Genomic DNA, 12,664 nt, shown 5'->3' on the forward strand with positions numbered 1-12,664 from the left:
ATAAACTGCTATTAGTTTACCCGAATGTTGAAAATATAAAACCTGCTTATTGAAACTCTACCCTTTGGCAAGTTTCAGTGGTTTAATGAATCATAAAATTTTAAAAAGGCCTGAATACCGTATATGAAACTTAATATGAATACGTCATTCACTCAGAATACGTTTAGCCAATCTTTGTGGATTTTAGTTGATTCTGAACAAGTACAACAGGCAGCAGCAACTTATTCGATCACTGACTTGGCAAAACTCATTGAAGCAACCCAGTTTAAAGCAAGCTTGAATGAAACTCTGCCTTTAATTGCCCAGATTGATGCAGCGCCAAATAGTGCCTTAGTGGGTGTAGCTAAAGCGAGCGAATTAAATCCAAATAAATTGGCAAAGATTGCGCAAAGCATTATTAAAGCAACACAAAAAAAATTCGCTCACATCAGTATTGATATTTCGGCATTACCAAGCGAGCTGCATTATTTATTTGCATTAAGCCTCACGCAAGCGGCCTATGGCTTTGATGAATTTAAATCGAAAAAAAATGACTTCCTGTTAAATGAAATCAGTTTAATTGCCAAAGACAGCCCGTTAACAACAGAACAACTTAATTTAGTTGAAGCGATTGAATTGGGACAAAACTATGCGCGTGATTTAGGCAACCGTCCGGGTAACATTTGTTTCCCTGAATATTTAGCCGATCAAGCTCAAGCTTTAGCTGCTGAATTCCCTGATTTAATTAAAGTCACTGTGCTTGATGAGCAGCAAATGGCTGATTTGGGTATGGGCGCATTCTTGGCGGTCAGCAAAGGTTCAGATCGTCCGGGACGTATCATTAATATTGAATATCAAGCCGAGCGTTCAGAAGCACCTATCGTCTTGGTGGGTAAAGGCATTACCTTTGATACCGGTGGTATTTCATTAAAACCGGGCGCTGGCATGGACGAGATGAAATACGACATGTGTGGGGCAGCTTCAGTGTTAGGCACGATGCGTGCGCTTTGCCAAGCTAAACTCCCAATTCATGTGGTCGGTACGATTGCTGCGGCTGAAAATATGCCATCAGGCGGTGCAACACGTCCGGGTGATATTGTGACCACCATGAGCGGTCAAACGGTTGAAATTTTAAATACCGATGCCGAAGGGCGTTTGGTGTTATGCGATACTTTAACTTATGTAAAACGCTTTAACCCAGCCATTGTCGTGGATATTGCCACTTTAACCGGTGCATGTGTGGTGGCATTGGGTTCAGTACTCACTGGTATGTTTACCCCAGATGATGAATTGGCACAAGAGCTTGAAAGTGCGGGTAAAACTGCCTTTGACCGTGTATGGCGTATGCCGGTGATTGATGATTATCAAGAACAATTAGACTCACCATTTGCCGATATTGCCAATATTGGTGGGCCAAAAGCAGGGTCAGTCACAGCAGCATGTTTCTTACAACGCTTTACCCGTGATTATCGTTGGGCGCATTTAGACGTTGCAGGCAGTGCGTGGAATTCAGGCGCCAATAAAGGTGCTACAGGCCGTCCTGTACCTTTATTAATGCAACTGATCGCTAATCGTGCCAACAATGGCTAAAGTTAGCTTTTATCTGTTTGAAAACAGCAATGAACGACAGGTGGAAATCACCTGTCGTTTATGCCGAAAAATTCTGAAGCAACCTGCAAAAATTTGGCTGTATGTGCAAGATTTACAGTTGCAACAGCAGCTCGATGAGGCGCTATGGAGTTTTGATGCGGTGAGTTTCTTGCCGCATGGCATTGATCAACCCAACGCCACGATTTGCATTTCGGCACAATTGCCCGATGCACAAGATTGGATTGTGTTTAATTTTAACCCTACTGCACTTGAACAATGTCAGGCCTTTAGCCACATTATTGAAATTGTTGAAAATCATTCGGATGCCAAAACTTTAGGCCGAGAAAAATTTAAACATTATCGTCGTCTTGGAATTGAACCACGTACGTTCAAATTATAAAGCTTAAAGGAGATCCTCGGTGCGCTTAAACGTCAGTCAAGATTTTAAACAGCGTTGGTTGGCTACACCAACGTCGGTACGTCAGGTCTATTTAGACGACCTCGCCCGAATTTGTGATCTCTTACAACCTGAAGTTGATAGCCAGACTTGGCTTGAGCAAGATCAACATCATGCAGTTGAATCCAAACAACGCATTCAACAAGCTTATGTGGACTATCAAGCCGAACTGATTGCAGCCAAACGCTTAAAACAGCGTTTACTACTTGAACAACAACTTGCCACAAAACGTGCTGTACAGGCCAAGCAAGCCGCTGAGCTTGAGCAACAGCAACACACTGCCCAACAACAACAACTGCAAGTTTTACAGGTACTACGCCAACAACAAACTCAAGCGCTTAACACCTATGTGGCACGCTACCAAAAAAATCCTGAGCATATTTACACAGCTTTTAATAAAGCTGTGCATCTGCCAGACACCAGCATGTTGTCTGAACTTGAAAGTGTACGCTTACGTTTAGAACTTGAAGCTGAAGCTGCCATTGAAGCTAAAGTCAATGAGTTACGTCGTTTATTACAAGCGGCTGCCAAAGAAGAAATTAATTTGGTGCTACAAAATAGTGCATTTTCAAGTGAAATTTCGCACCAAGAATCACCATAAACCAAAAACATGCCCTATTATACTTCAGGCCAATACTCAGCAAATTTGTGTGATTTGTCATCAAATTGACATATTTCTGTCACAAAATAGCCAAATGAGTGCAAGGATTCTCGTAATCTGAGCATAGAGGGTACTCAATAACGATAGTATGATAGGGTCACTATGAATATTTTAAATCAAGTTTCAACTAAAATTGCTGCACTAAAAAGTGGCGATCAATGGGTTGTAACTGCTAAAGATCTATGGATTAGCCGTGCTGATTTCCAATCTTTAGCGGTGTACTTGGCACGTCAAGCAAGTGAAGGCGATTTTTCTATTAATGACATGCAGCAACGCTCAGCGTGGTTAGATCAAGCATCTTTAACGGTGCTGAAACACTAAAATATTCAAGCAAAAAGCCCATATCCGATGGGCTTTTTTTATATCAGTAAATCTTTAAAAAAACCGACAATATTGCCTAAACCATAACCAATCGACAGTAATACCCCAATCCATAAGGCACTGCCTAATACGTTGTATAACATAAACTGTGCAGGATTCATGCGTGCTGAACCCGCAGCGAAAGGTGCAAAAGAGCGTACAAAAGGCACAAAGCGCGCAATTAAAATGGTTAAGGCACCATGTTTAACAAAGTAATGATTGGTCTTTTGTATGTATTGCGGCTTAAAAAAGCGTGAATGCTGATTAAAATACTTTAGCCCCAATACTTGACCGGTATAATAATTGATGGTGTAACCCAACGTAGCGGCAATAAACAGTAACATGCCCATATATTGTAAATGTACATCGCTACTGGTTGAACACAATGCACCCACAGCAATCAGTAGGCTATCACCGGGTAAAAAAAACATAAACACTGAGCCGGTTTCTGCCAAAATCACCAAAAACAAAATGGCGTAAATCCATACTCCATATTGCTCAAGTAACATGGGCAACCATTGCTCTAAATGCAGTAAAATCTCCATCATGGCATAATTTCCATAGCGTGCCCTCTCCTGCTATTTTGGTTAAAATCTAATTTTTCACATAAAAAAACAGTCTAATTTTTCAACTAGACTGTCTCTATGTTGCGTTAGTTTTACTTCAAGAAGCCATTTTCTGCAAGAAAATCCATACTGATTTTTGAAGCTTGCGGTTGTTCAGCAGCTTTATCTCCAAGCAACAAGCGCTCGATATAACGGGCTAACACATCCACTTCGAGGTTCACTTTGCTGCCCATTTTCCATGTAGAAATGTTGGTGCGCTGTGCGGTATGGGGGATTAAATTTAGACTTAAAATATTGCCACGTAAGTAATTAATGGTCAGGCTAATGCCATCTACAGTCACCGAGCCTTTTTCGGCTAGGTATTTGGCAATCTCACGCGGTGCTTCAACTTCAAAATATAAAGAGCGTGCATCTTGGCGTGCCACAGTAATTTGGCCCACAGCGTCCACATGCCCTGACACAATATGCCCACCAAAGCGTGTGGTCGGTAGCATGGCTTTTTCAACATTGACCACTTGACCGACTTGCCAGTTGCCTAATGTGCTACGGGTTAAACTCTCACGCGATACATCGGCTTCATACCAATGCTCACCCCATGCAATCACGGTTAAACAGATACCATTGGTGGCGATTGAATCGCCTAAATGCACATCCGACATATCTAAATCGGTTTGAATACGTACCCGTACATCCCCTCCTACGCTTTGTAGGCTTTCTACTTTTCCTAAACTTTCTACAATGCCTGTAAACATAAGCGCTTCTCTATTAGCTAAATGAGGGCTTTACCACAGTGCCAATTGGGTCGCAACGCTTGCGGTATCCACACCACCTAACTCTGCATAATGATGCAATTGCGTCAACAATTGACGTAAAGGTGGACCAGATTTAGCATGTGTGTCGGTAATCACAATAAATTCTAAGACACGTGCCCGTTCTGATTGACGTTGCTTACTGACCCGATAGCGCGGTACATCTTGCGTCAGTAAAGTCACACGACCACGTTTTAAATTGGCTTGCAGTAAATCTACTGCATCAATATTACCATCAGTTGAGTAACTGGTCAGGATGTAACGTGCGTTAATGGTTGCGACTAATTTTTCATAGGCTTCTTTGGCATATCTTGAAGAATTGTACGGACTTGGACGTTCTTTCCGCCATGCACGATCAATACCACTTTTAAAGCCTTTGGTGTCTGGGGTAGGTAAATCCACCTGATCCCAAAGCGTTAACGCATTCAGCACATGATAATTACTGCTATAGGCATGCTGATTATAAGGTGGATCTAAATAGGCGACATCTACTTCAAAGCTGCTCATTTGATTGGCAAGATGCTGCGCATCCACACACCACACTTCTGCCGCAGGTTGCTGAGTGGCACCAACTTCACAAAAACGACTTGGAGTGAGCCACAATAAAGATTCAATACGCTCTAATGCAGTTTGGGTTTTTCCACCCCAACCATGATGGAAACTTTTAAATACACCTGAGGTATTACTGACAAAACTTGCCGAATATAACAAGGGTGCCAGTAAAGCACTCATTTCTACATCATCAATCGCGCCTTGCGCTTGCCATGCTGCAATTTGCTGACGAATGGCATCAATACGCATCCCATTACGACGTTTAAAGAATAAACGGTCACGGCTTGGGTCATAAATTTCATCATTGCGCGGACACAAATTATGTGTGACCCAACCTTTAACTTCAGGCAAACGGTTTAAATGATCAATGGCTTTTTGATAACCACCCAATTCTTTAAATGCAGGTGCTTCAGTACAGGATAAAATTGCACTATTTAACGCATGACTATAAGGTTCCCAGTCATTAGCAATCACGCGATAACCATTTTGGCGCGCCAAACGTGATACCACACCCGAACCTGCAAAAAAGTCAGCAAAAATTGGCGAACGCCCATCATCACGCTTTAAGGTGCCGGTACTTTCTAAGGCTTCTAAAATCAGATGCAATAAACGGCGCTTATTGCCTAAATAAGGTACCAATTGATGGAAAAGGTATTCATCGGTGGTGCGCGCCGCATGGCGACGTTTATGGTAAACCGTAGATGACTCTGAACTCATAGTGTCTCTTGCATTGGAATCAGTCTTAAACGTACATCACTGCCGACTTGGGCAACATCAATGAGTTTAAAACGTTGTTGCTCTGCCATACGGCTAAATTCGGCGTTAAACATCGCGCGTGCAGACTGACCTAGAAAGGTCGGTGCAACATAGCTAATGAGTTCATCGACTAAATTGGCATGTAAAAATGCGGTTGATAAGGTAGATCCTGCTTCAACCAATACATCATAAATTTGCTTATCTTTTAAGGTTTTGAGTAAATCTTGCAGACTTTGCACTTCAAGTTGCTCAATCCCTAAATCAGCCAATTCTTGGCGATAAGGTGTCATCACCATAACCTCATCAGGCTTGGCTAAGATTTTGGCATTGAGTGGTAAACGCCCTTGACGATCTAATACCACACGTTTGGGTTGTACCACATGCGCTACATCTATTTCGCCTAAATCACGCACGTTTAGTTCACAATCATCAGCCAAAACCGTTTCAATTCCAGTAATCACCGCACCTGAAATAGCGCGCCAATGTTGCACATCAAGACGTGCCTCAACACCGGTAATCCACTTAGATTCACCCGATGCCATCGCGGTTCGACCATCTAAACTTGAGGCAATTTTTAAGCGTACATAAGGTTGACCTGTCGCCATGGCTTTTAAAAAGCCTAAATTGAGTTGATGTGCCTGTTGTTGTAACACGCCCACTTCAACTTCAATACCAGCATCTTTTAAAATTTGCACGCCCTTGCCTGCTACTAAAGGATTTGGGTCAGGACACGCCACTACCACTTTGGCCACACCTGCTGCAACTAAACCTTTGGCACATGGCGGTGTACGTCCAAAATGCGCGCATGGTTCTAAAGTCACATAAGCAGTTGCACCTTTGGCTTGCTCACCTGCATCACGTAATGCAAAGACTTCGGCATGGGGTTGACCCGCTTGAGGATGAAAACCCTCACCGACCAATTGACCGTCTTTGACAATCACGCAACCGACATTGGGATTGGGCTTAGTGGAATATTGTCCTTGCTTGGCTAAGGCAATGGCTTGTTGCATCCATTTTTGATCTTGGCTTAATTCACTCATTCACGCTTACTCAACATCTTGGTCACGTTGTTGCATTTGTTCAATCTGACGACGAAATGCTTCAACATCTTGGAAATCTTGATAAACCGATGCAAAACGCACATAGGCCACATGATCCATGGCAAACAAAGCTTGCATCACAATTTCCCCAATGGTGCGTGATTTGACATCACGTTCACCTAAACGACGAATTTTAAGTTGAATGTCGCTGAGTACCGCTTCGATTTGTTCTTGTGTGACAGGACGTTTTTGCAGCGCATGCATAAGTGAGCGACGTAATTTGGCTTCGTCAAAAGGTTCATTTTTACCATCGGATTTGATTACCCGTGGCATCACCACTTCGTAGCTTTCAAAAGTGGTAAAACGCTCACCGCAACTGATACATTCACGGCGACGACGGATTTGACAACCCTCTGCTGCCAAACGTGAATCAATGACTTTACTGTCTGCAGCGTTGCAAAATGGACAATGCATAGCGGTAAAATTGAACCCAAAAACTGAACGCTGAGTGTAGCAAAAAATCTGATCTTTGTAGAGCTTTGCGCTAGATATAGAAAAAAAACAGCCCTTTTGGGCTGTTTAATACTATATATAGTTTTTTAATTAGTCGACGCGTTCGCCATGCTGACTTAAATCAAGACCCATGCGCTCATCATCCGATGCCACACGAATACCAATCGTCATATCTAATACTTTTAAGATAATAAAGGTCAGTACTGCTGAGTAAGCCACTGTGGCCAAGACACCCTCAACCTGCACCCAAAGTTGATGCATTAAGTTGGTCGGTACAGCATCACCCATAATAAATTCACTGGCAAAGAAAGCAGTTAAGATTGCACCAACAATACCGCCTACACCATGCAAACCAAAGGCATCAAGTGAATCATCGGCTTTGAGCATACGTTTTAATGCAGTAATGCCCCAAAAGCACACCACACCACCAATTAAGCCCATAGATAATGCACCACCAACTGTGACAAAACCTGCCGCAGGGGTAATCACCACTAAACCTGCCACTGCACCTGATGCACCACCCAATACCGATGCTTTACCACGTACGATTTTTTCGGTCACCAGCCAAGATAAGGTTGCTGCTGCCGCTGCCACTTGGGTCACCACCAAAGCATAGCCTGCTGAACCATTGGCACCTAAAGCTGAACCACCGTTAAAGCCAAACCAACCCACCCACAGCAAACTTGCACCCAATACAGTTAAGGTTAAGTTATGCGGGGCCATAGATTCGCGCCCTAAGCCCATACGTTTACCTAGCATATAGGCTGCAACCAAGCCTGCTACCCCTGAGTTGATGTGTACGACCGTACCACCTGCAAAATCAAGTGCGCCATCGTTACCTAACCAACCACCACCCCATACCCAATGGGTAATCGGTGCATAGACCACCACTGACCAAATCGCAATAAAGGCCACAAAGGCACCAAACTTCATACGCTCGGCAATTGAACCACTAATAATGGCAACCGTGATAATGGCAAAGGTCATTTGGAAAATGACAAATAAGATTTCTGGAATTGAACCGCTTAAAGTTTCTGTTGTAATGCCTGCGAGCATGACTTTGTCGAGGTTACCAATAAAGGCATTGCCATCACCAAAGGCAAGACTATAGCCGACTGCAATCCAAGTAATACTGACCACTGCTGCAGCAACAAAGCTATGCGCCATGGTGCTTAACACGTTTTTCTTACGCACCATACCAGCGTAAAAAAGTGCAAGACCGGGAATGGTCATAAGTAAAACTAATGCAGTTGAAATTAAGATCCAAGCCGTGTCCCCAGTATCAAGCACAGCTTCTGGTTCAGCTGCTTCTACGCTGCTCATGCTCTCTGTGACAACAGGAATCGGATCTGATGGTGTTGTTTGTGTGGTCACTACAGTGACTGGTGAATTGGGTGCATCTACTGCTGTTGCTTCTTGAGCCCAGGCAGCAGACCCACCTAATAATGCGCTGGATAAACCAAACGCAAGCAGCGCCTTTTTCATTCGTTTCCCCCAACCGTGTTTTTTTAAGTTATGCCCAAAGGAGCAAACTTCATGCCAACCTATTAAACTGCGTCAGCACCTGTTTCACCGGTACGGATACGAATGACTTGCTCTAAATTTGTGACAAAAATTTTGCCATCACCAATTTTACCAGTGCTTGCAACACGGGTAATTGACTCAATTACAGGCTCAACCATTTCATCACTAATTGCGATTTCAATTTTTACTTTTGGTAGAAAATCAACAACATACTCAGCACCACGATATAGCTCAGTATGGCCTTTTTGACGACCAAAGCCTTTCACTTCAGTCACAGTAATACCTTGTACGCCAATTTCAGATAGCGCTTCACGCACGTCATCAAGTTTAAACGGTTTAACAATTGCAGTTACGAGTTTCATCTTTATAGTCCTTCGGTTTCTTGCACCAGTAAGGTTTTATGTTCAAATTCCGTGCCAAAGCCCTAAGGTTGGGGGATGTTAAGGCTTTTCACGTTGCTTATTTATACATTATTTTAAGGGTCGGCATGTAGTCACAATGCTAAAAAAAATACATATTTACTCAGAAAATAACGATTAAAATCATCGAAAGAAAGCGTATTTTTCTATCATGACTAGGGCAAGTGCCTGAGCGGTGCTACACTAAAATGACTTTATTATTCACTGGGCTTACGCATGCTTGAAACTTTGATCCAAGCCATTTTGCAACAGATTGATCAACCTAAAAAAGATCTAGAACATAACCTACGTGCCTTGCTACAAGAGGCGGTGAGTAAAATGGATTTGGTCTCGCAAGATGAAATGGAACGTCAACGCCAAGCGTTGCAACAGGCAAATTTACGCCTTGAGCAACTGATGCAACATATTGACGCACTAGAGCAGCAGCTAAAACAGAAATAAGCACTCATTTTGTGCATTTTTTCAGCAAAATCATCCAGTGAATATGCACTAATAAGGAGCATGTGTGATGTCTTTTGCGAAAATTTATACGCGTGGTGTGTTGGGCCTAGATGCCCCTTTAATTGAAGTTGAAGTGCACATTAGCCAAGGCTTACCTTCTTTAACCATGGTTGGCTTAGCCGAAGCTGCGGTGCGTGAAAGTAAAGATCGTGTACGCTCTGCTATTATTAATAGCGGTTTTAACTTTCCTACTAAACGTCTGACCATTAATTTAGCCCCTGCAGATTTACCTAAAGATGGCGCACGCCTAGATTTAGCCATTGCACTTGGAATTTTAATCGCTTCAGATCAATTGCCCGAACACAGCACAGCAGGTTTAGAATTTATTGGTGAGTTAGCCTTAGATGGACAATTGCGTCCCACCACAGGCACTTTGAGTATTGCTATTGCCTGCCAACAAGCAGGTCATCAATTGATGTTACCTGCTGAAAATGCAGCAGAGGCTGCCAAACTTAGTGACTTTGCTGTGTTTGCGGCGCACAATTTAAAGCAGGTTTGTCAGCATTTAAATCAGAGCGAGCTATTAGCACCTTATATGGTCACTACTGAGCATACTGTTGAAGCAAGTAGCTTAGATTTAGCCGATGTCAAAGGTCAACTAAGACCGCGGCGCGCCTTAGAAATTGCCGCAGCAGGTGGACATTCTTTATTGTTTAAAGGGCCACCAGGGACGGGTAAAACTTTACTTGCCTCGCGCTTAGCTGGCATTTTGCCACCATTAGACTTAAACGAAAATTTAGAAGTGGCGCGCATTTATTCTGTTGCAAATATGCCTCATGCCTTTGGCACACGCCCTTTTCGCGCACCGCATCATACGGCCTCAGCCATCGCTTTAGTGGGGGGCGGTGTAAGTAGTCAGAATAAGTAAAATTATATCTATTTTTTTCACTTTATTTGCAATTATTCATAGAAAATGAAATTATAAAAGTAAGAATTATTAATAATTTCGAATTATGAATATTGCTATTGAAAGTTTCCCAAATGATGACAAGTACTGGAGAATTGATTGGTTTGGCGGAGTCTCTTATGATCCAAACGAACCAAAAATCAGAGTCTTTCTATCTCAAATTAATTCTGACACACCCCAGAACAAAATTTTAAATAAAAATGCCATCAATATAAATGGTTCCTCAAATAGTATTTTTAGAGATATAAAAATTGGCTATATACAAATTCTAAAAATTGGTAGTGTGTGGAAAAATTGTATTAAAGTTTGGGAATATGATTCACCTTTTACAAAACTTTCTTTTGATGCAAACCACCCAAGAGAACTTGTATATTTAACAGCAAAAGGCTATACAACACTACAACCAGAAGGATGGGTACCCATTTTAACTGACAATGAATATTCTCTCACTAACTCTACTGCAAAAAAAGGAAGCCCTGTATTAATATATTTTAATATTGGAATATATGAATATGTAGTTATTCCATGTCCAGTTATCTTTCAATCATGTTATGTCAGTTCACCGAAAGCTGCCAGACATATTATTTTTGGGCAAATGGATCAACTTCTAGATCTTAACTCATCAGGATATATCGAAAATGAGGATAGTATTTTTAGAATACACCTTCATAAAAATTATGCGGATAGTGAAGCCCCTTGTATCTCAAATTTAGTCACAGACCAAGAAGCAAAAAAAAATATCAAATATTTACAACGCACTCTGTCACTTTCAGCAAATAATTTAAATCCTGAAAAACTTAACGCTCTTGCCGTTGGCTTTCCATTTAGTAACGATTTAAAAATTAATGTTAAAGGTAGAGTTCTATTTAAAGAAAATAATAAAAAGGCTTTTTTTGTGACAGAAATATGCTCGGCATATTCAGCACTATCTTTTAAAAAATTACTTATATTAAGAAAAAATAACAATAGAAAGTCAGGAAATAAAGCAGAAGAGGTCAAACCAGGGTGGAATACTCATATACCACAACCAAACAACTCACATGATGATACTGCTCAAAATATAGTTTTATTAAATGATGGAAATCCATCTTCACAATATGAGCCTATTAGAGAATATACTGGGTTAGTTCTTTACCCAGATGATTTAGAGATAATCAAAGAAACACCAGATTTACAACATTATGAAAATCTTGAATACACAAATATAATAGGTTCAATAGTTAATAACTCCAATCTAGCAAGTAGTGGGCCAAAAACCACCACACTGAATGGTATTTCAGAATATGATGTAGAAACTCTTCCACCAGCAAACTTAGATTTTATATTTTCAGTTTTCTCTCATTTGCGCAAGAGTGGAATTGATTTCAAGTTACTACCAATTATGAACGAGCATACTCAAACTGAAGGTTTGGTTAATCGTTTTGATCGACATATACGCCATTTAAGATCATGGCATTTACAAATGGATGGTCTCACCCCTAGAGCTTTTGTGATTGGCGAAGTTTTATTTTATGGTCAGTACTATTATTTAATTGATATTGAACCTAAAAACAAAGAATCTCTTTCAATTATTTTTATTAATCCAAAAAGCAGTTTAAAAATTGAAAATTCTGAATTTAAATTAATGTTTTATAAGCTTGCTAGAACTCGTAGTTGGAGTTTTTTAAATACAGTCCCCTTCGAACAAAAATGGAATATTATTAAATTTAGACATGACCGCAATAATAATTTCGCTGATCTATCTCAAAAAATTGAAGCTTTAATAAAAGGTTAAAAATTATTAACTATCGTTATTTAGGATAACCATAGATGCCATAATGAAATAGAACCTGGTTGATTATTAGGAGCATCTTGATGAATGTATGTAAATGTTCTTCCATGCTGAGATGTTGCAAGATTTCCCATCGACCTTACAATTGGTAATTCTATAGTTTGATAATCACTTGGATTTGTACGGCTTTGTTGCACAAACCTATCTGTAAAGGCTTTTTCAGCGATATAATTTCCAAATGAAGAAGCCTACACACAAA

13 protein-coding genes and 1 pseudogene are annotated in these 12,664 nt (G+C 41.0%); 7 read left to right on the forward strand and 7 right to left on the reverse strand.

Going from position 1 to position 12,664, the window contains the following annotated elements:
- The first annotated feature begins 123 nt into the window (after positions 1–123).
- The 4 genes from Q0Z55_RS07910 (at position 124) to Q0Z55_RS07925 (ending at position 3,008) form a co-directional block, all read left to right on the forward strand.
- Entirely contained in the window at positions 124–1,569 is a 1,446-nt protein-coding gene (locus Q0Z55_RS07910) for a leucyl aminopeptidase (RefSeq protein ID WP_297426712.1), read from the forward strand.
- A complete protein-coding gene (locus Q0Z55_RS07915) occupies positions 1,562–1,969 on the forward strand; it encodes a DNA polymerase III subunit chi (RefSeq protein WP_297426714.1) in 408 nt (135 codons plus the stop codon). The genes Q0Z55_RS07910 and Q0Z55_RS07915 overlap by 8 nt, the downstream gene beginning before the upstream one ends.
- A 19-nt stretch (positions 1,970–1,988) precedes the next feature.
- A complete protein-coding gene (locus Q0Z55_RS07920; protein WP_297426716.1) occupies positions 1,989–2,627 on the forward strand; it encodes a hypothetical protein in 639 nt (212 codons plus the stop codon).
- A gap of 162 nt (positions 2,628–2,789) precedes the next feature.
- Positions 2,790–3,008 (forward strand): hypothetical protein, encoded by a 219-nt coding sequence (locus Q0Z55_RS07925; protein ID WP_297426718.1) that lies wholly within the window; start codon positions 2,790–2,792, stop codon positions 3,006–3,008.
- 38 nt (positions 3,009–3,046) lie between these two features.
- Here Q0Z55_RS07925 and Q0Z55_RS07930 read toward each other — a convergent pair whose 3' ends face one another.
- The 7 genes from Q0Z55_RS07930 to glnK all read right to left on the reverse strand — a co-directional run bounded on the left by Q0Z55_RS07930 (position 3,047) and on the right by glnK (position 9,169).
- Positions 3,047–3,595, reverse strand: coding sequence for a VTT domain-containing protein (locus tag Q0Z55_RS07930; RefSeq protein ID WP_297426720.1), 549 nt, complete (start codon positions 3,593–3,595; stop codon positions 3,047–3,049).
- 110 nt (positions 3,596–3,705) lie between these two features.
- A complete protein-coding gene (locus Q0Z55_RS07935) occupies positions 3,706–4,365 on the reverse strand; it encodes a riboflavin synthase (protein ID WP_297426722.1) in 660 nt (219 codons plus the stop codon).
- Between the two features lie 30 nt (positions 4,366–4,395).
- Positions 4,396–5,691: a DNA adenine methylase gene (locus Q0Z55_RS07940; protein WP_297426724.1), complete on the reverse strand. Its 1,296-nt coding sequence runs from the start codon at positions 5,689–5,691 to the stop codon at positions 4,396–4,398.
- Entirely contained in the window at positions 5,688–6,770 is a 1,083-nt protein-coding gene (gene ribD / locus Q0Z55_RS07945) for a bifunctional diaminohydroxyphosphoribosylaminopyrimidine deaminase/5-amino-6-(5-phosphoribosylamino)uracil reductase RibD (protein WP_297426726.1), read from the reverse strand. Before ribD ends, Q0Z55_RS07940 begins: the two co-directional genes overlap by 4 nt.
- A 6-nt stretch (positions 6,771–6,776) precedes the next feature.
- A complete protein-coding gene (gene nrdR / locus Q0Z55_RS07950; RefSeq protein ID WP_297426728.1) occupies positions 6,777–7,244 on the reverse strand; it encodes a transcriptional regulator NrdR in 468 nt (155 codons plus the stop codon).
- Positions 7,245–7,373: 129 nt separating this feature from the next.
- Positions 7,374–8,768 carry an ammonium transporter gene (locus Q0Z55_RS07955; protein ID WP_297426730.1) on the reverse strand — a complete coding sequence of 465 codons (1,395 nt, stop codon included), beginning with the start codon at positions 8,766–8,768 and terminating at the stop codon, positions 7,374–7,376.
- Positions 8,769–8,830: 62 nt separating this feature from the next.
- Entirely contained in the window at positions 8,831–9,169 is a 339-nt protein-coding gene (glnK, locus tag Q0Z55_RS07960; RefSeq protein WP_297426732.1) for a P-II family nitrogen regulator, read from the reverse strand.
- 273 nt (positions 9,170–9,442) lie between these two features.
- On the opposite strand from glnK, the gene Q0Z55_RS07965 reads away from it, so the two are divergent.
- From Q0Z55_RS07965 to Q0Z55_RS07975, 3 genes and pseudogenes are all read left to right on the forward strand, one after another.
- Entirely contained in the window at positions 9,443–9,667 is a 225-nt protein-coding gene (locus tag Q0Z55_RS07965) for an accessory factor UbiK family protein (RefSeq protein ID WP_297426734.1), read from the forward strand.
- Between the two features lie 67 nt (positions 9,668–9,734).
- Positions 9,735–10,574: pseudogene (locus tag Q0Z55_RS07970) on the forward strand (magnesium chelatase domain-containing protein); the annotation flags it as partial.
- 106 nt (positions 10,575–10,680) lie between these two features.
- Positions 10,681–12,408 carry a hypothetical protein gene (locus tag Q0Z55_RS07975; protein WP_297426736.1) on the forward strand — a complete coding sequence of 576 codons (1,728 nt, stop codon included), beginning with the start codon at positions 10,681–10,683 and terminating at the stop codon, positions 12,406–12,408.
- Positions 12,409–12,664 lie beyond the last annotated feature (256 nt).

The sequence above is a fragment of the uncultured Acinetobacter sp. genome (assembly GCF_947626835.1).
Taxonomy (GTDB): domain Bacteria; phylum Pseudomonadota; class Gammaproteobacteria; order Pseudomonadales; family Moraxellaceae; genus Acinetobacter.